Source organism: Robertmurraya sp. FSL W8-0741, assembly GCF_038004005.1.
GTDB lineage: Bacteria > Bacillota > Bacilli > Bacillales > Cytobacillaceae > Robertmurraya > Robertmurraya siralis.
The window spans coordinates 4,150,234-4,172,303 of the sequence record NZ_JBBOQG010000001.1 but is presented as its reverse complement, the minus strand read 5'-3'; the positions used below and the strand labels follow the sequence as shown (position 1 = coordinate 4,172,303).

At 39.1% G+C, this 22,070-nt stretch carries 22 protein-coding genes; 11 read left to right on the top strand and 11 right to left on the bottom strand.

All coding sequences use genetic code 11. The features are described 5' to 3' along the window. Positions 1 to 260: 260 nt before the first annotated feature. The gene (locus NST02_RS20350; RefSeq protein ID WP_340949680.1) at positions 261 to 449 is read right to left on the bottom strand and encodes a hypothetical protein; all 189 of its coding nucleotides are present in this window, start codon (positions 447 to 449) and stop codon (positions 261 to 263) included. Between the two features lie 125 nt (positions 450 to 574). Between NST02_RS20350 and fabL the strand changes: the two genes are divergently transcribed. From fabL to NST02_RS20325, 5 genes are all read left to right on the top strand, one after another. Beyond that, entirely contained in the window at positions 575 to 1,321 is a 747-nt protein-coding gene (gene fabL / locus NST02_RS20345) for an enoyl-[acyl-carrier-protein] reductase FabL (protein WP_340949679.1), read from the top strand. A 78-nt stretch (positions 1,322 to 1,399) separates the two neighbouring features. Then, positions 1,400 to 1,594, top strand: coding sequence for a gamma-type small acid-soluble spore protein (locus NST02_RS20340; RefSeq protein WP_095314090.1), 195 nt, complete (start codon positions 1,400 to 1,402; stop codon positions 1,592 to 1,594). A gap of 250 nt (positions 1,595 to 1,844) precedes the next feature. Then, a complete protein-coding gene (locus NST02_RS20335) occupies positions 1,845 to 2,096 on the top strand; it encodes a YgaB family protein (RefSeq protein ID WP_212934430.1) in 252 nt (83 codons plus the stop codon). 234 nt (positions 2,097 to 2,330) lie between these two features. Then, positions 2,331 to 2,861 carry a nucleoside tri-diphosphate phosphatase gene (ntdP, locus tag NST02_RS20330; protein ID WP_095314085.1) on the top strand — a complete coding sequence of 177 codons (531 nt, stop codon included), beginning with the start codon at positions 2,331 to 2,333 and terminating at the stop codon, positions 2,859 to 2,861. 206 nt (positions 2,862 to 3,067) lie between these two features. After that, complete coding sequence (locus NST02_RS20325) at positions 3,068 to 4,816, top strand: ABC transporter ATP-binding protein (protein ID WP_340949677.1); 1,749 nt, start codon at positions 3,068 to 3,070, stop codon at positions 4,814 to 4,816. A 140-nt stretch (positions 4,817 to 4,956) separates the two neighbouring features. On the opposite strand, the gene NST02_RS20320 is transcribed toward NST02_RS20325, so the two are convergent. The 9 genes from NST02_RS20320 to NST02_RS20280 all read right to left on the bottom strand — a co-directional run bounded on the left by NST02_RS20320 (position 4,957) and on the right by NST02_RS20280 (position 14,283). Continuing rightward, positions 4,957 to 6,525, bottom strand: a complete 1,569-nt coding sequence (locus NST02_RS20320) for an IS1182 family transposase (protein ID WP_137744929.1) — start codon at positions 6,523 to 6,525, stop codon at positions 4,957 to 4,959. A gap of 182 nt (positions 6,526 to 6,707) precedes the next feature. Continuing rightward, positions 6,708 to 7,454 carry an SIS domain-containing protein gene (locus NST02_RS20315; RefSeq protein WP_340949676.1) on the bottom strand — a complete coding sequence of 249 codons (747 nt, stop codon included), beginning with the start codon at positions 7,452 to 7,454 and terminating at the stop codon, positions 6,708 to 6,710. A 3-nt stretch (positions 7,455 to 7,457) separates the two neighbouring features. Beyond that, a complete protein-coding gene (locus NST02_RS20310) occupies positions 7,458 to 8,171 on the bottom strand; it encodes a KDGP aldolase (RefSeq protein WP_212934432.1) in 714 nt (237 codons plus the stop codon). A gap of 1 nt (position 8,172) precedes the next feature. Continuing rightward, entirely contained in the window at positions 8,173 to 8,901 is a 729-nt protein-coding gene (locus NST02_RS20305; RefSeq protein ID WP_212934433.1) for a creatininase family protein, read from the bottom strand. Positions 8,902 to 8,917: 16 nt separating this feature from the next. Further along, entirely contained in the window at positions 8,918 to 9,910 is a 993-nt protein-coding gene (locus tag NST02_RS20300; RefSeq protein ID WP_212934434.1) for a phosphotriesterase family protein, read from the bottom strand. A gap of 203 nt (positions 9,911 to 10,113) precedes the next feature. Beyond that, a complete protein-coding gene (locus NST02_RS20295) occupies positions 10,114 to 11,409 on the bottom strand; it encodes a PTS ascorbate transporter subunit IIC (protein WP_340949675.1) in 1,296 nt (431 codons plus the stop codon). Positions 11,410 to 11,439: 30 nt separating this feature from the next. Then, positions 11,440 to 11,706, bottom strand: coding sequence for a PTS sugar transporter subunit IIB (locus NST02_RS20290; RefSeq protein ID WP_212934452.1), 267 nt, complete (start codon positions 11,704 to 11,706; stop codon positions 11,440 to 11,442). Continuing rightward, a complete protein-coding gene (locus NST02_RS20285) occupies positions 11,706 to 12,146 on the bottom strand; it encodes a PTS sugar transporter subunit IIA (protein WP_340949674.1) in 441 nt (146 codons plus the stop codon). The genes NST02_RS20290 and NST02_RS20285 overlap by 1 nt, the downstream gene beginning before the upstream one ends. Positions 12,147 to 12,171: 25 nt before the next feature. Further along, a complete protein-coding gene (locus NST02_RS20280) occupies positions 12,172 to 14,283 on the bottom strand; it encodes a BglG family transcription antiterminator (RefSeq protein ID WP_340949673.1) in 2,112 nt (703 codons plus the stop codon). 497 nt (positions 14,284 to 14,780) lie between these two features. On the opposite strand from NST02_RS20280, the gene NST02_RS20275 reads away from it, so the two are divergent. The 5 genes from NST02_RS20275 to NST02_RS20255 all read left to right on the top strand — a co-directional run bounded on the left by NST02_RS20275 (position 14,781) and on the right by NST02_RS20255 (position 20,412). Further along, on the top strand, positions 14,781 to 15,767 hold the full coding sequence (locus tag NST02_RS20275) for an ABC transporter ATP-binding protein (RefSeq protein WP_212934438.1): 987 nt from the start codon (positions 14,781 to 14,783) through the stop codon (positions 15,765 to 15,767). After that, positions 15,767 to 16,738, top strand: coding sequence for an ABC transporter ATP-binding protein (locus NST02_RS20270; protein WP_212934439.1), 972 nt, complete (start codon positions 15,767 to 15,769; stop codon positions 16,736 to 16,738). The genes NST02_RS20275 and NST02_RS20270 overlap by 1 nt, the downstream gene beginning before the upstream one ends. Before the next feature lie 64 nt (positions 16,739 to 16,802). Continuing rightward, complete coding sequence (locus tag NST02_RS20265; RefSeq protein ID WP_212934440.1) at positions 16,803 to 18,416, top strand: ABC transporter substrate-binding protein; 1,614 nt, start codon at positions 16,803 to 16,805, stop codon at positions 18,414 to 18,416. Positions 18,417 to 18,492: 76 nt separating this feature from the next. Continuing rightward, entirely contained in the window at positions 18,493 to 19,497 is a 1,005-nt protein-coding gene (locus NST02_RS20260) for an ABC transporter permease (RefSeq protein ID WP_212934441.1), read from the top strand. A gap of 15 nt (positions 19,498 to 19,512) precedes the next feature. Next, positions 19,513 to 20,412 carry an ABC transporter permease gene (locus NST02_RS20255; RefSeq protein WP_212934442.1) on the top strand — a complete coding sequence of 300 codons (900 nt, stop codon included), beginning with the start codon at positions 19,513 to 19,515 and terminating at the stop codon, positions 20,410 to 20,412. A 30-nt stretch (positions 20,413 to 20,442) separates the two neighbouring features. On the opposite strand, the gene NST02_RS20250 is transcribed toward NST02_RS20255, so the two are convergent. Then, on the bottom strand, positions 20,443 to 21,525 hold the full coding sequence (locus NST02_RS20250) for an FUSC family protein (RefSeq protein WP_212934443.1): 1,083 nt from the start codon (positions 21,523 to 21,525) through the stop codon (positions 20,443 to 20,445). 340 nt (positions 21,526 to 21,865) lie between these two features. Between NST02_RS20250 and NST02_RS20245 the strand changes: the two genes are divergently transcribed. Further along, complete coding sequence (locus NST02_RS20245) at positions 21,866 to 21,988, top strand: hypothetical protein (RefSeq protein ID WP_268951639.1); 123 nt, start codon at positions 21,866 to 21,868, stop codon at positions 21,986 to 21,988. Positions 21,989 to 22,070: the final 82 nt, after the last annotated feature.

The following is a 22,070-nucleotide window of genomic DNA, read 5'->3' as shown; positions in this document are numbered from 1 at the left end:
AGCGCCGAGAAAAACGGCGTTTTTTTTCACATCATATGAAGGATGAATCCAGTGGCTTGGGCAATTGAGCCCTTTTTTGTTGGTGCTATGTTTACGCCCCAAAGATAATTTAGATGATTAGGACTTAGAATGTCGGTGCGCAGCCCTTTGGGACCAAATAGGTTTTCTAATCGGAGCAGTGAAGTCTAAGATCTCCATTTTCTGTCCGAATGCATCTCAATAGGTATATTCGCTTCGAAATGCTGGAAAGGGTTGTAATATTAAAATATTTTTTGAAGTCCACCGCGATTTTCAATTTCTGCAATGATTTCTTGGTGAATGGTCTGACCTTCGGCGTTCAAGTATGATGTCATTTGTTGCAAAGAGTGGTGAAAATAGGCAAGCTCCTTATCATTCCAGTTTGAAATAGGCAGCATGGACAGTTCTGTCATATCTCTTCCGTCGTACATTTGAAACACTCCTTCATGTTGTGTATATGAATAGTTTTTTATTCTCAATTGCTATCTATACAAAGAATGACTAAAATTGAAGAAGAAACTCGGAAGAACGGGGATAAGAAAGGATTTCGATTTTTATGGCAAAGGTTGCATTAGTAACTGGAAGTAGTCGAGGAATTGGCAAAGCGACAGCATTGCGTTTAGCGCAGGAAGGCTACGATATTGTGCTCAATTACGCTAGAAGCAAAAAAGCCGCATTGGAAACGGCTGCTGAAATTGAAGCATTAGGAAGAAAAGTATTAGTCGTTAAAGCAAATGTTGGGGACGTGGAAAAAATAAAAGCGATGTTTGAAGAAATCGATCAAGTATTTGATCGTTTGGATGTATTCATCAGCAATGCCGCATCGGGTGTACAAAGACCAATTATGGAATTGGAAGAATCCCATTGGAATTGGACGATGAACATTAATAGCAAAGCACTTTTGTTTTGTGCCCAAGAAGCGGCGAAACGAATGGAAAAGAATGGTGGAGGCAAAATTGTCAGCATCAGTTCTTTAGGGGCCATTCGCTATTTAGAAAATTACACGACAGTGGGAGTGTCCAAAGCGGCAGTCGAAGCACTTACTCGTTATTTGGCTGTTGAATTTTCGGCGAAGAATATCGTGGTAAATGCTGTTTCAGGTGGAGCGGTAGATACGGAAGCGTTGAAATCTTTTCCGAATCGCGAGGAGCTTCTTGCTGAAGCGAAAGCGAAAACTCCTGCAGGGAAAATGGTTGAGATTTATGATATTGTGAACACTGTAATGTTTCTCGTCAGTGATCAAGCCAGCATGATAAGGGGACAAACGATTATTGTGGACGGCGGCATATCATTATTGGTATAGAATAGTTATTTATTTCCAGAAAATAAATGGATATTTATCCTCGCGTCTGGATAAATTAATGGCGTGGAGGTGATATCAGTGGCAAAGCCAAACAAATCTCAAGCTGGAACTAACATTCAACAAGTGCGCCAGCAAAATGCTCAATCTGCTGGTTCTCAAGGGCAATTCGGTACAGAATTTGGTAGCGAAACGAACGCACAAGAGGTTAGAAAACAAAACCAACAAGCAGAATCTAAAAAATCTCAAAACTCTGGCCAATTTGGTCAATCATAACAGTTATATACTTAAAAAGAACACTCCTTCTCATGCGCAGAAGGGGTGTTCTTTTGTGCAGTTAATAGCGTAAGGAGCTTTTGACAAAACTAAAAAAGCCCAGTAAAAATAGCTAGTTGTGTTTTACAAGCTCCAATGTTTTTTCGACAAAACTTCCTGTTAGCTTACATAACTAGTCAAAGGAATACCTCGAGGTGGAACGAATATATTAAAACGTGGAATTAAATCAGCTATGGGACGGTGTTTAAACATGAATAAATTTAACCGTTTAGTAAGTGAGCAGATGGAAACGATGGAAAAGCTGTTATTTCTTCAGTCCGAAATTGAGCGTTGTCAGGATATCGAAAGAGTACTAAAAGAACTTCAAGAGCAGGCAAAGTTAGAAAGTGTTCGCAGGGATATAGCGATAAAGAAAGCCGAATTGCAAGAAATTCATAAAATCTTTGAGGAGCAAACAGAGGAATTAATTCGGTCCTATCAGGATGCTCGCGCTTTAGTTTAATGGCTTTAAAAAATAATCAATTCTTTGTATAGGATGGAGTCATTGAAATATTTCAATGACTCTTTGTTTTAAATTCTCCCTTTTACCGTTATAATAATAAAAAGAGAAACTGGACAGGCTTTGTTATTTTTGAATAAGGTTAACGAATTCAACAATTGTTACAATGGCAGCTAACTTGGAAGTCATTGTCGAATATACTGAAGGTGTTCGGAAAATGAAAGTAGGGAGACTAAAATGGAAGTACCTATGGAAGGTGAACCGATACAAATTCATAGCTATAAGCATAATGGACATATTCATCGGGTGTGGGATGAAACAACCGTTTTAAAAGGCTCGCGAAATTTAGTTATTGGTGGAAATGATCGGACTATAGTAACTGAATCGGATGGCAGAACATGGGTAACACGGGAGCCAGCAATTTGCTATTTTCATGCACAGCTTTGGTTTAACGTGATTGGCATGATTCGCGAAGATGGGATTTACTATTATTGTAATTTAAGCTCACCGTTTATTTTTGACGGAGAAGCTTTGAAGTACATAGATTATGATTTAGATATTAAAGTTTTTCCCGATATGACCTTTAATTTGCTTGATGAGGACGAGTATGAGCGTCACCGAAAGGAAATGAAATATCCTGAAGTGATTGATCAAATTTTGAAAACCCATGTGGATAAGCTTATGCGCTGGATTCGTCAAAGAAAAGGCCCTTTTGCTGCGGACTTTATTGACATTTGGTATGAGCGATATTTAACCTACAGACGCTAACAAGGAAACGTAAGATGAGATCGCCTGTTGACATGGATTCAACAGGTTTTTATATGTGAATAATATTGTTTAGTTAGAAGCGACGCCAACGATTGAAGTTTGTGTTGTGAGAAGGAAGATTGGAAAGGTCTGTTTGAAAAGTCAGATCTAGCTGAAATTGATCTGAATATTTTTCTAATAGCTGTTTTCAACTGGGGGGGAACAGGTTGGATAGTATACGGAGGTACATGCGTTTCGTAAAGCCATATCGATTCCAAATCATGGGCACGATTGTGATTGGGATTATTAAATTTGCCATACCATTGCTGATTCCTTTGCTGATTAAGTATGTTCTTGATGATATCGTCGGTAACGATGGACTCAGCGGAGATGAAAAGGTAAGCAAGCTCTTATTAATCATGGGAATTATGATTGTTATTTTTCTTGTTGTGCGACCGCCTATTGAATATTATCGTCAATACTTTGCCCAGTGGACAGCGAGTAAAATCCTTTACGATATACGAGATAAGCTTTTCACCCATATACAAAAATTGAGTTTTAAGTATTATTCGAATACAAAGGCGGGGGAAGTCATTTCCCGTGTTATTAATGACGTCGAGCAAACGAAAACATTTGTCGTCACCGGCTTGATGAATTTATGGCTGGACCTTGCTACGATTGTGATCGCAGTTGTTATCATGCTGACGATGGATGTGTCATTAACAATTGTTTCGCTTATTTTATTCCCTTTTTATGCATTTTCAATCAAATATTTTTTCGGGAATCTACGAAAGCTGACGAGGAGACGTTCTCAGGCGCTTGCTGAGGTTCAAAGCTATTTACATGAACGGGTACAGGGAATGCCTGTTATTAAAAGCTTTGCTATTGAGGATGAAGAGCAAAAGCGCTTCGATTCACAAAATAGCAATTTTTTAAGTAAAGCGATTGATCATACAAAATGGAATGCGAAGGCATTCGCAGTAGTTAATACGATTACGGATATTGCCCCGCTATTAGTGATCGGTTACTCAGGTTATCAAGTGATTCAAGGTCATTTATCGATTGGAGAAATGGCTGCTTTTATTGCTTATATTGATCGTCTTTACAACCCATTACGGAGGCTGGTAAACTCATCAACGACATTAACCCAGTCGATCGCTTCCATGGATCGGGTCTTTGAATTTATTGATGAAAAATATGATATTGCTGACAAACCAAATGCGATTCCCTGTAATAAGGTCTCAGGCCATATTCAACTCGAAAATGTAAGTTTTGCTTATGACGAAGATGAAGAGAAAGTGCTGAAGAATATCTCCCTTGATGTGAAAGAAGGAGAGACGATTGCCCTCGTTGGTATGAGCGGCGGGGGAAAGTCCTCATTGGTTAGTTTACTGCCGAGATTTTACGATGTGACAGAAGGGCGTATCCTTCTTGATGGCATCGATATTCGTGAGTTCGAGGTGCGCTCGCTGCGCGATAAAATTGGGATGGTGTTACAGGATAATATTCTCTTTAGCGAATCGGTGAAATCAAATATACTAATTGGCAAGCCTGATGCCACAGACGAAGAGGTGATTGAAGCAGCGAAAGCAGCCAATGCCCACGACTTTATTATGAATCTGCCTGAAGGATATGAAACAAAGGTAGGCGAACGTGGAGTGAAGCTGTCAGGTGGACAAAAACAAAGGGTTGCGATAGCGAGAGTCTTTATTAAGAATCCGCCCATATTAGTCTTAGACGAAGCCACCTCTGCCTTAGATTTAGAAAGCGAGCATTTAATTCAGGAGGCGTTAGAGAAGTTGGCTAAGGAGCGTACTACTTTTATCGTTGCCCATCGACTGTCAACGATTACCCATGCAGACCGCATCGTCTTAATCGAAAATGGAGAAATCGTCGAAATCGGTCGTCATGAAGAATTAATGGAAGCACAAGGTCATTACTATAAGCTTTTTCAAATTCAACAATTAGAGCATTAGATATAGATGCGAGAAAGATCGCTGTAAAAATATGCACGAAAGGAGCTGGGACATAACTAGCTTCAAATAATGAGAAAGGTGAATTTGAGGGTACTCAAATTCACCTTTCTCTATTTTTGTGTGTTCATTTTTCTATTACCTTAGTTAATGGCCGTGAATTTTCTTAAATTCACGGCCATTAACGCGAGACCCATTTCGTTTTCTACCTTCGATTTTCCTCGTACAGAAAATCGAGTGAAACGCAAATTAGCCTTCAAGAATCCAAAAACTGGTTCCACATCGATTTTGCGTTTTCGATAGATGGCACCTGTTTTCTCTTCTGAAAGCTTCGCTCTCACATATTCTTTTTGCTGTTCCCATTTTTCGTTCACCATTAGTTTTCGATGGTTGCCTTCTTTTGCCTTGGTACATGATGAACGGAATGGACAGCCCGAACATTCTTCACATTCATAGACTTTAAATTCCCGTTTAAAGCCTGTTTTATCCGTACGTTCAGAGCGATATTTAAATAAAAGGCGTTTGTGATTTGGGCATGTGTATGTATCGCTTTCTTCATCATACTGCCAGTTGTCTGGATTAAACTTGTTTTGTTTATGTTTTTTCTTTTGTTCCTTCACATACATGTTATACGTTATTAGTGCTTCTCGGTTTCTGTTTGAAAGGATATCATTAAAGTTTTGTTCGCTGCCATAACCTGCATCTGCCACAATATGCTTCGGTAATTCGAAATAACCTTTCTCGATTTCATCTAGAAATGGAATTAACGTACGTGTATCTGTCGGATTTGAAAATATACTATACGCAAGTGTGTATTGACCTTCCGTTGCGATTTGTACATTATAACCTGCTTTCAATTGACCATTCTTCATATAATCATCTTTCATTCGCATGAATGTTGCATCAAGGTCTGTTTTCGAATAACTATTACGTGTACCCAAGATTTCAAAGTCCCGTTGATAGTTCTGTTTCCGTACAAGATAATCAGTTAACTGCTTACGCACTTGCTTTGGATATTTTCGTTCACTTCTTAATGCTTTTCTTTCTTCTACGCTCGATGATGCTTCTATTTTTTGGTCATATTCCGTAATGACTTCATCTACTTTTTCAATCATTTGATCGAGTTCTTCAAGTGATAATTGCTCATCACTTTCTCGTTCAATTTCAGGTAAGATCTCTTTTTCAAGTAACTCATTGTACAGTTGATTTGATTTTTCAATTAAGCTTTTGTGATATTTTTCAATCGACTTTTTCCACACGAATGTAAATTTATTCGCATTCGCTTCGATTTTGGTCCCATCAATGAAAATCGCTTCTTGATCGATTAGTTCTTCTTGTACAAGTTGACAACGGAATTGGACGAAACTTTGGCGAATGAGATCTTTCACTTGAGGTTGAACACGGAATCGGTTAATTGTTCGGTAGCTTGGTTCATATCCTTGAGCTAGCCACATCATACGGATACTATCTTTTAAAAGGGCTTCGATTTTACGACCAGAAAAGACAGACTGCGAATAAGCACATAAGATAATTTTTAACATCATGCGTGGATGATAAGCAGGGCACCCCTCATTTCGAAAAAATGGTTCAAGGGCTTCAGGTGGAATACTTTCCACTAAGTGATGTATATGGAAGGCAATATCATTTTTTTGTAACTTTACTTCTAAATCTAAAGGCAAAATTAATTGATTCATGTTATAATTTTTAAACATAAGGATCCTTCTTTCTGTATGATTTGGTTGTGGTGACTTAATTTTATCAGAAGAGGTCCTTATTTTTATACAAAAATGAATCAAAGCCAGTGAAATTTTACGTGTCGTAAAATTTCACTGGCTTTTTCATTTTAGAGATGGGTTTTGTCCCACCCTCTTTCGTTTGTTTTTTGTTCACTCTGCTATTCCACATTTAAGGTTAATAAAGGAATTCGTTCTTGATATTTTTTTACTAATGCTTCATTATGAGCATCGGAATTCTCCATGTTTCCACTTAGGAAAATGGGAGGTTCAAAACCTCGATCGGCCATGATTTTTATGGCTTCAGCAAAAATACTGTTTAGAATCGTTGCTCCAATCACCGTTGAGGTCGGGCCAAACTTAATTTTCACTTTTTCGTAAGCTAAGACCGCATCTCCTTTAGCAGAGTGATTATCAATGACCAAGTCAACCGAGTTAAATAGATGATTGCCGCTTTTATGGCGAGAAGGCTGGCTTTTAGCGTATTCTAGTGAAGTGATTCCGATTACAAAGGCGCCCTTTTCTCTTGCATAGTTGGCAACGTCAACAGGAACAGGATTTCGCCCTGAAGTAGATAAAACAAAAACAATATCATTTGTCTTGATCTCATGCTCTTTGATAAAGTTTTCAGCATAATCATTTTTTCGCTCGAGTTGGGAAGACCGCATAGCCCCTTCGTGAAGCATTAGCGGTTCGAATAAAATCGGTTTAATGGGCACTAACCCACCAGCGCGATAGAAAACCTCTTCGGTTAATATATGTGAATGACCGCAGCCAAACAATTGAATAATGCCGCCATTTTCGATACTATTTGCGACTTTTTCTGCTGCTAATTGTAAATGGTCTTTTTCATTTTCTAAAACGAGCTCTAGTAGATGGCTGACTTTTTTTAAATAATTCGTTAGCAATTGCTACCCCTCCAGTGCATGTAATACTTGTGCAACTTCTGTTGGAATTGTTTTTCCTGTTACCTGATCGATGGTAGAGCCAAAAATATGCGGCATGAAAAATTCTATTTCAATATCCTTTATAGCATTAATAATGGTGTGAATATTTGCTGCGCTTATGCCACCAGCAGGTTCAACGCCACGAATTCCTTTTTGAGCTGCTACTCTCGTTAAATAAACAAGCTCCTCTAGATGAACTTCACCGGCTAGAGGCATAAATTTAATAGATTCCACTCCAAGTGCATGGGCAATTTCCACGAATTCCTCCACTTTTACTTCAGAACCAGTTGGTAATTTCACTGTTCCAATGGTTCCGCTTGGATTCACTAATGCATTAATGAGTTGTGGTGAAGCCCCCTTTCCGTCTATGAATCCTTTTGCATATACAGCATTCTCAAAGGGTTGATTAATGTGGCCCGGGTTGGAGAGGGCGGCAATGTCGAGAACCCGTCTTGCGAACACAGGGTCTCCGCCGCCACCAAGACCAATGGAGACGATGTCCACCACTTCTTTAAGTTCTTTCACTTTACTCGCGCCTTCTTCAATGTTGGAAAAATCGGATGCTACGATTCCAGGTACGACGAACCCTTTTCCAGCTTCCATGACTTCTTCGGCATTTGCTTTATCCTTTGCTAAAAAATTGAATAGGACAAAATCAAAAAGTTTCTGTTTTAACATATTAACGGCCTTCTTTCATCTGTTCAATAAGTTGGACCATGTTATCAAGGGCAACTTTAATTATTTTTTCACCTTTATCTACTCGAGCTAATGTCGCATCACTTAAGACAGCAGTTTCAGTGAACTCTTCCCATGGTGTTGGTGTTACATCAGCGCTCATTGGAATCGTTGGCATATCATTCAATGCTTTTTCCATCTGAACGAATTCAGGAGCTAAATATAACATATATGATGTTTCGATTTCATCTGCATGAAAGTATGTTCCGTGACTTGCAGGGGTTTCTCTCACTTCACTGATGATCTTGCCAGTTCCCGGATAAAACAAGTACAGAACTGTTAAATCAGGATATTTTTCATAAAGCTTGCGCGCAGCTTCTTTCATGGCAACGGCATTTCCCAGATGCCCATTGACCATTGCGAAAATTTGGAATCCTTGACGAAATAAGCTTTCACCAATATCGTATAACATACTAATTAATGATTCATTCGATACATTGATGCTTCCAGGAAAGTTTTTCAAACTCCAAACCTGTCCATAAGGTAAAGTCGGCAAGACAAATCCATTGATTCGCTCTGCAAGCTTTGTACTTAATCGTTCTGCTAATAGATTATCAGTACCTAATGGCAGATGGGGGCCATGGGCTTCTACAGCACCGATTGGTAAAATCGCAACCTTTTTATCCATGATCTTTTCTTTGACTTCAAAGGAGCTCTCATATTGGAATTGCATGCTTGCACCTCGCTGTCTATTTTTTAAACGTAAAGCATCTTGCTGGGTTTTCGACGAAAAATTTATGAATCAATTGTTCTCCATTAAAACCCTTCTGATTCGCCTCATCGATAAACCTTGGAACCCATTTGGCAATAATATATTCTAGGCCCAAGCCGTAATCGTAGTGTTTATAATAGCTTTTGCGGGCTGTATCACCAGAAATTAAAATTTGGTTTTCATAGCCTTTTTCTACTAAATTTAAAATACAAGCAATTCTCAGCGATTCTGGTGCGTATTTGATTTTCGCAATGCCATCAAAGCTTAACAGTGCGCCAGTTTTGGCTATTTTTTCATGATAATACGGATCTGGATTGCGGTCCATATGTCCGATGCTTAAGTATTCTAGGTTCACATTTTCTGATTTCAATAGTTCTATTTGTTCCAAGGCCATTGTACCAGCTTCAGTATGTGAGTGAATGGGGGCTTTTGTTTCATGATGAGCTCTTGCCACTGCACGTAAAGTTTTCTCTTCTAACGGTGTGATGCGGTTATAGCCTGTTCCGAATTTCACTTGCCCTGCTTTAAACGGAGTGCCTTCGAGCCCTTCTTCAACTTCCCTTATCACAAAGTCAGTTAGCTTATTAATGCTCGTGTTGTCGATCCATTCCGCGTAGGTTTGATAATTTCCGATAATAGGCTTGAGTTCTTCCTTTATCTTGCCATCCCAAAGAAAGCTCTTGTTAAAACCAGCTGTTCCGACAATATGGAGATCAAGCTCGTCAGAAATTTCTTTTACAGCTTGAACATCCCGCCCATAGTCAACAGCGGTAGCGTCAACAATAGCCTTTCCTCCATGACGTTTAAAATCAGCAACATCTTTTTTTGACTTCTCTTTATCATCTAACAGTAAATCATTTGCGTCTCTTTCAGCCCAATAGGCTGGACGGCAAACAATATGTTCATGCGAATAAGTAAAGCCTAACTCTTTCGGTTGAATATCTCCTCTTAATGTACGAATAAAGCTCATATCGATCCCTCCTGATTGACTAAATGAAAACCGACATAGATGATTTATGTCAGTTCAGGCGGTTATAGCAAACGTTCGCTTTTTCCCTTTGTCTTGTGCTCGTTCCCTTCAATGGCAACTTCGCTTTTCTCAAGAATTAGCAGGGTGAACCAAACGTTGTTATTCAACCTGAAGACAGATGGATGTCGGTTTTCATTATGTTGTTAATTAAAGAGCATTCCGATTAATTTAAATATTGGTCCGAGGACGAACATATCTGAATCTGCTGCCCACATGGCAGTATCTGGAATTGTAGAAGAAATCAGTGTTTTTACCATGAGATACTGTCCCCAAGCAACGATCGTTGCAGTAATGAAACCGCCCATTAGTGCACCACGCACACCACCGGTTGCGTTTCCAAAAACACCAGCTGTTGCCCCATGGAAGAAAAGTACGATCATTGTTGGTACAAAGACATAGCCTACTGTTTGACCTAAAACAATCAGCCAAATAAGTCCACCGGCAAAGGCTCCGAGAAAGCCAAGAATAACGGCATTTGGAGCGTAAGGGAATACGACAGGTGCGTCTAATGCCGGTCTTGCCCCTGGTACAAGCTTTGTTGCAATACCATTGAAGGCAGGAACGATTTCACCAATAAACATTTTAACCCCGAAAAGGACGACCGCGATACCAGCAGCAAAGGTAAAGGATTGAATGATGGCATACATAATGAAATTTTGCTCTCCGGCTTGGGCAATTAATGCATCTGCAGCCGGTGTATCCTTCATTGAGAGAATAACGGCGCCTACCACGAATAGAATACTCATCGTTAAAGCGGTAATGACATTGGAATCTCTAAGGAACTCCAGTCCTTTAGGCAATTTAATCTTTTCAGAATCATTTTCTTTATTACCAAACCATTTCCCAAACCATGATGCAAGCAAAGCAACAATCGCAGAAGTGTGACCTAAAGCAATTTGATCATTTCCGGTTACTTTTCGCATATATGGTTGAACGATCGCTGGCTGTAATGTCCAATAAATCCCCATAAATACGGATAATATAAGAACTAATGCCGCGAATGGAATATTTGTTGCTGAGTCGATGAGGACACCGGCGAAAATCATCGTTGTCCAGAACATCATATGTCCAGTTAAGTAAATATATTTAAAGCGAGTAAATCTTGCCAATAGCACGTTAATGACAAATCCGATAAACATTGCTAATGTTACTGCGGAACCGTATTTTGCATTGAATGCTTCTTGTCCCATAAAGGAACTAAATTCTGCCCCTTCAATTCCAAATACTTCACTCCACATTGGTTCGAAAACCCCGAGGGCACCTGTGATGACTCCGGCACCAGCATTAATGATTAAGAATCCAATCATTGCTTTAAAAGTGCCGCTGATAATTTGACTGCTATTTTTTTTCTGTAATATCAAACCGAGCAACACGATAAAACCTAATAAAATTGCTGGTATTCCAAAGAAGTTAGATGCTAACCATTGAATAACCTCCATTATTATTCCTCCCTTTTTATCTAGGATTTACTACGCTAAATTTGCTTCAAGAGCTGCTTTTATCTCATTGGTATCAAAGTAGTTATTGACAATAATGATTTTAGATGAATGTCCTTCTAATGATTGTGCTAGTTCGTTGCTGGTAATGATATAGTCAGGATGTTCTGCTGAAGCGCTGGAAACATCTGTATTTTCCACATCAGCTTCAATTCCCATCTCACGTAGCACATTTTCCACATTAATTCTTAAAATTAAACTTGTTCCTTGTCCTAGACCGCAAACGCATAAAATTTTCATCATGATTGTCCTCCTATTAGTGGTTTAATTTCTTCATAGCTTTGAGCGGTTAATAGTTTTTCTACATTTTCTTGATCAGATAGAAGCGCCATCAATTTTTGCAGCACGGTGACATGCTCGACACTGGATGAAGCACCTAAGCCGAAAACCAACCTAACTGGGTCGTTATTAGAATGACCAAATTTAACAGGAGTCTTCAGTCTTACAAATGATACACATGCTTCATTGACGCCATCTTCTGGCCGAGCATGAGGGAGAGCAATATTTGGTGCAAGAACAAAATAGGGACCGTTTGTTTTAAATGACTGCACCATTGCATTTATATATGTTTCTTCAACAAGTTTGTTATTCTTGAGGAGCGTACCTGTGCTAATAATCGCTTCTTCAGGTGAATTAGCTTCTACATCTAAAGCAATCAAAGATTCCTCCAAAAATTTCATGTATCACACCTCCATGTTTGTTAACCTAATGCTGTTCAATTAAGGATTGTTTAATGTATTGATGGATTTCCCGTGCTGAATGAAGTTTGATTAATCTGTTAACTGTTTCTTTCTTAGAAAATAATCCTGTTAATTGGGATAAAGCCCTGAGATGTGATTCTTGATCAAATGGAGCTAATGTAATGATTAAGAAAACATCATGCTTAGAATCATTTGAAAAGGAGACAGCTTCCTCTAGCTTCAACAGACTTATGCCGAGTTTTTTGACACCATCCTCAGGTTTCGCATGGGGGATGGCTACCTTTGGTGAAATTACGATATATGGCCCATGTTTCTCAACATTTGAAATCATTGCATCCCTATATTCTTTCGTAATATATTCACCTTCTATAAGTGAGTTTGCAGCCAATTTAATAGCCGATTTCCAATCTGGCACGCTTGGCATTGCATGAATATGTTCTTCTTTTAAAATATCAATTAAGTTTGGCTTATACGTTGCAGTTAGAGAAATCTCGGGCCGATTCAAATGCTGACGCAATTCCTTGATCAATTCGTCCTTTTGATGTATCGTTGCATATCTTTCAATCACATCAACAATTCTGTCTGTTGCCAAGTTTTGTTTTTGCGAGCTATTAAAAATGGCGTTTACTTTTTTTAACAAGCCTTCTTTTTCAGCATCAGATAAAATTGGATTTACGACGAATATAGGAATATCATTTTTTTGAATCGCTGTTGTTGAAAAGACGAGATCAATGTCATAGTCTTTTTCTTCATAATCTCTAACGGAAACAGAATCAATAATGTCAATTGTCGAAAATAAGCCTTCTAACTGCTGTTTTAATATTTGTGAAGTTCCAATTCCATTTGCACAAACGATTAAAGCTTTTTTTCTAGAAACCAGCGTGGTACCGGCTCTCCGTAGACAGCCGCCGAAATGAAATGAAATGTAAGCTATTTCATTTTCCGGCAGTGGTTTTCCAATTAACTTTTCGAAGGGCTCAATCACCTTTTGTGTAAGCAAGTACACCTCCTCAAACTTAGATTTAACAGAGTCGACAATGTTCTTTTCGACGTCGAGTCCGTATTTAACCCGATAAAAAGCAGGTTTCAAATGTAGAACGAGATTTTTCACCAGCATTTCCTGATCATCAAATAGTGTACATGCAAGTATTTGAAATTGATGGGTCATTTTTTTGGCAACAATCGTTAATTCTTCTGAAAGTTTATTGTCTATTCTATCTTCCTCGGAATAATTTACGCGCGCCCCCAATAAGTAAGTTGTAAAATAAAATTTCTCATCCTCAGGAAAGGAGGTATCAAAAATACGTTCGAGTTTTCTGCAAATCTGTTTTGTCACTAAAAATGCTTTCGTTTTTCTTAAAACATCTTTCTCAACTAAATCCATTTTTATATATTTCTTTTGCGCAATCCTCATGCTAAATAGCACCAAGCGTAAACTTAAGCTATATAGCATATCATCTGTAAATTTGATATTTAATTCTTCTTCACTTTGGAAGAGAAAATGGTAAACCTGTTTTAATAAATGTAAAAATTGTTCACTGCTGTTAGGATCATTTACCTGGAGTTGAATAGCAGCTACTAACGAATGATGATTTTGGATTGGGATCGCAATCGATAAATAATATCCAATCGCTCTGCGAATTTCAGCTTCGTCACCAGCAATGATGTACCCTTTTTTTCTCTCAAACCCGAGATGAAGATGAAAGGAACGAATATCTGCCTTTAATGATTTAATATCTTCGATCGTAGTAGTTCTACTAACTCTGCTTTTTTCCATTAAATCCTCTAGGAAATAGCTTTTCACACCCATCAAGATATAGAGAGCAATCCACGCCTTGCGTTCATCCTGCGAGTATTCATAGTGCCATGCTTTCATTTTCTCAATTTTGCTGGGAACTAACTTTTTTGCACGGTCCGTTAAAATAAAGCCAGCAGAACGAATGTTTTCAATCCTATCGATTCCAAGGCTGACAAGCCAATCATTGATTTTTTCTATATCATAATAGATGGTTCGCCGTGAAACATTTAATTTCTCTGTTAATTCCTCCGCAGAAAGATAAGAGTCAGCATTGATTAGTTGCATTAAAATGGCAGTACTGCGTTTATCTAATGACATGTCATATTCCTCCTTGCACTAAAAAATTGTGCAGAAAGATCAAGGGCAATTGCTTAATTTGATCGTACATCTTCCTTACTGATATTAAAAGACCAAGTACCATCCATTGCTTTTGTGCAAAATCGTACTGATTTATCGAAATAGTCTAACAGCCCTAAACAGTTTCATGAAGTGGAGGAGATGAAAAAGCTATTGTCGAATAGATGAGCAGCTTTTTGCATTATATTTTTGGAAAATAATTTCAGGATATAACTTATATTATCTATTGGTATTACTGGGTTTATACTTCGAGAAATATTAATAGAAAATTCACTATATATAAATAATTCTGTTAAATAGTGGACGAAGTGTTATTTTTTTTATAAAATGTAGAATATTAGGAACATTTACGTAATGTTTAAACTTTATCCGGATAGAACATTTCATAAAACACGATGATGAGAGCGATATCTTTGTTTGAATCATTTTAAAAATGCAACTTTGAAAGGAGTAAAAGTGTGACTCAGGCTCCCGTTTTAGATGTAAAAGAATTGAGAACATCATTCATTTCGTCTGATGGTGAAATTCCAGCAGTCGATAATATTAGTTTTGCGGTTAATAAAGGAGAAATTCTCGGAATCGTTGGGGAATCGGGATGCGGCAAAAGCGTTACTTCATTATCGATTATGAAGCTTATTCCTCAGCCACCAGGAAAAATAGTCGGTGGAGAGATTCTTTTGAACGGTGAGGATCTTGTCCCGGCCACAGAAAAAAGGATGCGGCAAATAAGAGGCAATGACATTGCAATGATTTTTCAAGAGCCAATGACGTCTTTAAACCCTCTGTTTACGATTGGAAATCAATTAGTTGAAGGGATTATTTTACATAAAAAGGTAAGCAAGAAGGCAGCCTTTAAAATTGGTGTCGAAATGCTAAAGCTCGTCGGCTTGCCTAGAGCAGAACAGATTATGAAGGAATTTCCCCATCAGCTTTCAGGTGGAATGAGACAGAGGGTAATGATAGCGATGGCTTTATCCTGTGATCCAAAGCTGCTGATTGCGGATGAACCTACAACCGCTTTGGATGTAACAATCCAAGCACAGATTTTATCTTTAATGAAGGATTTGAACAAAAAATTAGATACTGCAATTATCATGATTACCCATGATCTAGGGGTGGTAGCAGAGGTTTGTCAAAGAGTGCTCGTGATGTATGCAGGAAAAGTAGTTGAAGAGGCAAGTGTGAGCGAGATTTTTAAAAACCCAAAGCATCCCTATACGATCGGTTTATTGCAATCAGTGCCTGATGTTCGCGAAAAAAAAGAAAGGCTGTATTCAATCCCAGGCAATGTGCCAAAGCCAGGAACGATTACGACAGGATGCCGTTTTGCTGCACGATGTGATAAAGTTCAAGAACGCTGTTTAACAGAGGACCCTGAACTGTATAAACAGGGCGACGGCCATTATGTCCGCTGTTTCCTGCATGCCTCGGGAGGTGAAATTTAATGGCAGAAGTATTGCTCAAGGTAGATAATTTAAAGAAATATTTTCCGATTACGGGAGGTATTTTTGGTCAGAAAATTGGCGATGTCAAAGCGGTTGATGATGTCAGTTTTTATGTGAATAAAGGTGAAACCCTCGGTCTTGTGGGAGAATCAGGATGCGGAAAGTCGACTACTGGACGCGTGCTGATGCGCTTATTGGAGCCAACAGCAGGAACTGTGGAATTTGACGGAAAAGATTTGACAAAGCTCAAAGCGGAAGAAATGAGGCGAATGAGGAAAGAAATACAGATGGTGTTTCAGGACCCATTTGCATCATTAAATCCACGTCACACCGTTGAAAAAATTCTTGAGGAACCGCTTATTGTCCACGGGATCAAGGATAAGGACGAGCGCAAAAGAAGAGTGAAAGAAATGCTTGAAGTCGTCGGCTTAAACAGCTATCATGCCAAGCGCTATCCCCATCAGTTCAGCGGTGGACAAAGACAGCGCATCGGCATTGCCCGCGCTTTAATGACGAAACCAAAACTAATTATTGCTGATGAGCCAGTGTCGGCATTGGATGTGTCCATTCAATCGCAAGTGCTGAATTTGCTCGAGGATTTGCAAAAAGAATTTCAATTAACCTACATATTTATTGCGCATGACCTCGGTGTTGTCAAGCATATAAGTGATAGAGTAGGGGTTATGTATTTAGGCAGATTAGTAGAAATAACTGAAGCGGAGAAGCTTTATGAAAAGCCTTTGCACCCCTATACGAAAGCATTACTAGCATCGATCCCAATTCCGGATCCGGACTTGAAACAGGAAAGAGAGCTGCTAAAAGGGGATTTACCAAGCCCTTCTGATCCACCTCAAGGCTGTGCTTTCCATACCCGGTGCAGCGATTGTATGGAAATTTGTAAAGTAACCAGACCAGAATTGGTAGAAGTTGAACCAGGTCATTATGCAGCGTGCCATTTGTATAACAAGTGAAAAGCTGCATTAAATGATATAGGAATAGGAGAGCTAATCTCGAAAAAAACAAAGGGGGAAAAGAATGAAGAAACGTAAAGGTATTTGGGCGTTAGTATTAATGTTGTTACTTTCATTGGCGTTAGTTGGATGTAATAGCAGTTCAACTAGCAATGAGGGAGAACCAGACGATAGCACTGATGATAATGGTACAGAAGAAACGGCAACTGGTGGTCAGCTTGTATTTGGCCGTGGCGGAGATTCTACTTCTCTTGACCCAGCAGCAACAACAGAAGGTGAAGCTTTCAAGGTTACGGTTAACCTCTATGAAACTCTTATTAATTTTGGAGAGCAAGATACGGAAATCGAGGAAGGTCTTGCTACAGAATGGAGTACGAGTGAAGACGGCTTGACGCACACACTTAAGCTCCGTGAAGGTGTCAAGTTCCACGATGGAACTGATTTCAATGCTGATGCAGTTGTGTACAACTTCGAGCGTTGGAAAGCAGGAGACAAAGAACAATTTTATTATTACAATTCACAATTTGGCGATAAAATCGATTCTGTAACAGCGGTAGATGAGTATACAGTTGAATTTAAATTAAATACACCAATCGCACCGTTCTACAAAAACTTAGCCATGTCACCGTTTGGAATTGCAAGTCCGACTGCCATTGAAGAACATGGTGATAATTTCTTTAAAAACCCGGTCGGTACAGGGCCATTTAAATTTAAAGAGTGGAGAGAAAATGATCGCATCACAATTGTGAAGAATGAAGATTATTGGCAAGAAGGGCTGCCTAAGCTGGATGAAGTTATTTTCCGCGTAATTCCTGAAAACTCTGCTCGATTAAACGCCTTAGCGACAGGGGAGGTTGATTTAATTGACGGTGTTAACTTCAGTGATAAAGAAACGATTGAGTCCAATCCAGAGCTTCAAGTTTTTGAACGTCCATCATTAAACATTGGATACTTAGGTTTAACTTCTACTCGGAAACCATTGGACAACAAGCTTGTCCGTCAAGCGTTAAATCATGCCGTTAATAAACAAGAAATCATTGATGCATTCTATGCCGGTGCCGCAGAGCCTGCCATTAATCCAATGCCACCTGTAGTTGCTGGTTACAATCCTGATGTAGAGGATTATGAGTATGATCCAGAGAAGGCCAAGGAATTATTGGCTGAAGCTGGATACCCAGATGGCTTTGAAATGGAGCTTTGGGCAATGCCTGTTCCGAGACCATATATGCCTGAAGGACAAAAAGTCGCGGAAGCACTTCAAAAAATGTTTGAGGAAATCGGAGTTAAAGCAAAAATTGTCACTTATGAATGGGGTACTTACTTAGAGAAGGCCAATGCTGGTGAGGCGGACACATTCTTACTAGGTTGGACCGGCGATAATGGGGATGCGGATAACTTCTTATACGTATTGTTAGACGAAGATTCCATTGGCTCAAACAACTATTCGTATTACAAAAACGATGAAGTCCATGAGCTCTTACTAAAGGCACAAGCTAGCTCTGATCAAGCTGAACGAGATGAGCTCTATAAACAAGCACAAGTGATTATCAAGGATGACGCACCGTGGATTCCTTTAGTACACTCTACACCGTTATTAGCTGGAAGTGCTAATATTTCTAATTTCTTAGCTCATCCAACTGGTTCCGATCTATTGTCATCTGTCGAAATCAAAAATTAAGGTTGAGGGAAAGGGAGTGCATATGGGTAGCTCCCTTTTCTTTTTCCGATATTTCACATGCAAGTGAGGTGCAATCATGCTTTCCTATACGATAAAACGGCTTTTGTCACTCATTCCAGTTTTACTCGGTCTTACTTTAATTGTCTTTTTCATGATTCGAGCCATTCCAGGTAACCCAGCACAAATTATTTTAGGACAATTGGCAACAGAGGAGGCAGTTGCAGAATTAACTAAGCAACTCGGATTGGATCAACCTTGGTATACCCAATTTTTTCTTTATTTAAGTGACTTGTTTTCAGGAGATTTAGGACAATCGCTACGAACGAAGTCCCCGATTAATGAAGAGATTTGGCCATTTTTAGCGGCCACTGCAGAGCTAGCTCTTTGTGCGATGCTGATTGCAATTGTGATCGGCGTGAACGCAGGGATTATCAGTGCCTGGTTCCAAAACTCATGGTTTGATTATGTAGCAATGGTTCTAGCTTTAATTGGAGTATCGATGCCGATATTTTGGTTAGGATTGATGGAGCAATGGATTTTTGCGATTAATTTGGAGTGGCTTCCGACTTCTGGAAGGGAAAATGTAAGAGCACCGATAGACGCGGTAACGAATTTTTATATTATCGATACGATTATTCAAGGACGATTTGACCAATTATGGATTGTTATCAAACACTTAATTTTACCAAGTGCTGCTCTTGCTACCATACCGATGGCAATTATTGCCCGTATTACCCGTTCAACAATGCTTGAAGTGATGAAATCCGATTTTATCCGGACGGCGCGAGCAAAAGGGTTAAGAATGTTTTGGGTGGTGTACAAGCATTCTTTAAAGAATGCGGTTATTCCCATTTTGACGATTATTGGTTTGCAAACGGGGCTGCTTTTGGGGGGAGCAATATTAACTGAAACGATTTTTAGCTGGCCGGGCATCGGACGCTATATTTATGAAGCGATTAACTATCGAGATTATCCAGTTATCCAATCGGGGATTTTAGTTATCGCGGTCATTTTCGTATTGATTAATTTAATCGTTGATCTGCTGTATGCGGTCATTGATCCAAGGATTAAGTACAATTAGTGAGGGGGAGAGAAATTGGAACTTTCAACAAATAATCAACTCCAGAGACCATTAGAGCCGGTTGAGGAAAAAGCAGTCTCCCCTTGGCTAGAAGCGTGGAGAAGCTTTCGCAATAATAAATTAGCAGTGCTTGGAACACTGATTGTATTGTTTTTTATCTTACTTGCGATTTTTGCACCACTTATTGCACCTGAAGGAATTAACGAGCAAAATTTTGAAAAACGCCTGTTAGCGCCTTCGAGTGAACATTGGTTTGGCACGGATGATTTTGGCCGCGATATTTTTTCTAGGGTGGTACACGGGGCAAGGATTTCCCTTTGGGTCGGCTTTTTAGCGGTAACAGGTTCTATTGTAGTCGGCTGCTTATTAGGGATTTTGGCAGGTTATTATGGAAAATGGGTTGATACGATCATTTCCCGTTTCTTTGATATTTTGTTGGCATTTCCAAGTATTTTGCTTGCGATCGCCATTGTTGCCGTCTTGGGTCCATCGTTGAAAAATGCACTGATTGCGATTGCGATCATCAATATTCCCAACTTCGGCCGTCTCATTCGCTCTCGGGTCTTAAGTGTGAAGCAAGAAGAGTATATTTTAGCAGCTAAGGCTGTTGGAATGAAAAATAGTCGCATTCTTTTCCATCATGTGATGCCAAATAGTATTGCACCGATCATTGTTCAAGGAACATTAGCGATTGCAACAGCAATAATTGAAGCTGCCGCGTTAGGGTTTCTTGGGTTGGGGGCTGAAGCACCAAACCCAGAATGGGGTAAAATGCTCACTGATTCCAGAGCGTTTCTTGTACAGGCCCCATGGACCATGATTTTCCCCGGTTTAGCGATCATGCTCACTGTTCTTGGCTTTAACTTAATGGGGGATGGACTCAGAGACGCACTGGATCCAAAAATGAAAAATTAACCAAAAAAGCAGCTGAAAAGATCAGCTGCTTTACTCTTGGATAGTTTCCTCCATATTAAGTTCGTTTTCCTTTGTATGATACGATTTGAAGCTCGTCACTAGCACGTCTAAATGATTTAGATGCTCATCATATTCGATGATAAAGGAAATTAACTGCATTATATGAAAGAAGGTCACTTCATTTTCATAATCAATCTCTTTTTGCTTTGCAATAAAAAGGCTAAATAGTTCTTGACGATTTAGGCAAAGCTTGTCATCCTCGATGGATTTCTCCCGTTTGACCTTGCCGATAAACTTCAACATGATTTGCTCATGCCGTTCAATTAAGAAATCGAGCTGGTGCTGAATTTCTAAATGGAAGTCATCAGGCAAGTGAATCACGTCATTTTCAAAGCGATGCAATCTTTTCAGGATTTCAATTGCTTTTTTCGTCGTGGAAATCATTTGCCGATAAATCACGAGCTTTCTCGCCTTCGTTGCTGTGTTTTTCTTAAAATAACTTCTTTCTTCTTTGTACATCAGATAAAGCTGATTAACCTTTAATAAATCATCCTTTATTTTTTCAATATCCTTTTTTAAAAAGGTATGTTCTGATGCATGCCTAGTATTCATGCGAATCCACCTTGTTGCTTCTTCTGTTAAACTGGCAATCCGAAAATAAAGCTTCTTCTCATATTTTGGAGGCAAGAAGACAAGATTAACAATAAATGCCGATAAAATTCCCAGTAAAATCGTTAAAAAGCGAATGATAGCAAACTCAATAAATTCGTCACCAGGACTCTCCATGATCGCAATTAATGTGACAAGAGATAAGCTGATGGTATTAGAAATATTTAATTTTAGATTTATTGTGATCACAATGATGGCAGCAAGCCCGATCACAGCAACATTATTTCCTAAAGTTATGACAAACAAAACAGCAACAATTGCTCCGATGATATTCCCCTGTACTTGCTCAATAATAGATAAATATGAGCGATAAATGGTCGGCTGAATCGCAAAGATCGCCGCAATCCCAGCAAATATTGGGGAAGGTAACCGAAATAGCTCAGACAGTAAGAGGGCAAGAACAATTGCAATTCCCGTCTTTAAAATGCGGGCACCAAGCTTCATAAGTAGATTTTTCCTTTCTTTTCAACAAAAATAACACTTCTCATGATATGAGATGTGTATACATACTTTAAACCATTTCATTTTATTTCTCAATAGACAAAAATTTATATTATGTGAAGAGTATATGAATTAGGGATGAGCTTATGCATATATGAGTGGTTGAGTGGAGTAAAATTATTATAAAGGAAAGATTCTGAGTCAAGGAGAAGCGGCGAATGTCGTTTTGGAGATAAAGGATTTTATTCGATTAAAGCAGCGCAGATATAAAGGGATAGATAGAAGTGAAAGTGCCTTTGGACAAGCAAACGAGGTAAAGAGAGCGGGGGAGTCCAAATAGAGAGTGCAATGGGACAACAAGCGAGGCGAAGGAGGAGCACAGTCCGAATCAAAAATGCAATCTGAAAAATCAGATAGAAAAGAAGAAGCTGTGAAGAAAACAGCTGGAATTCGACTGACAAAATAAAGCTTTAAATCGTCGTTAAGCGAACAAAACAAGGACGGGAGCTGTAAATTTACACAAACTAAAAAAACGCCCGCACAAAAGC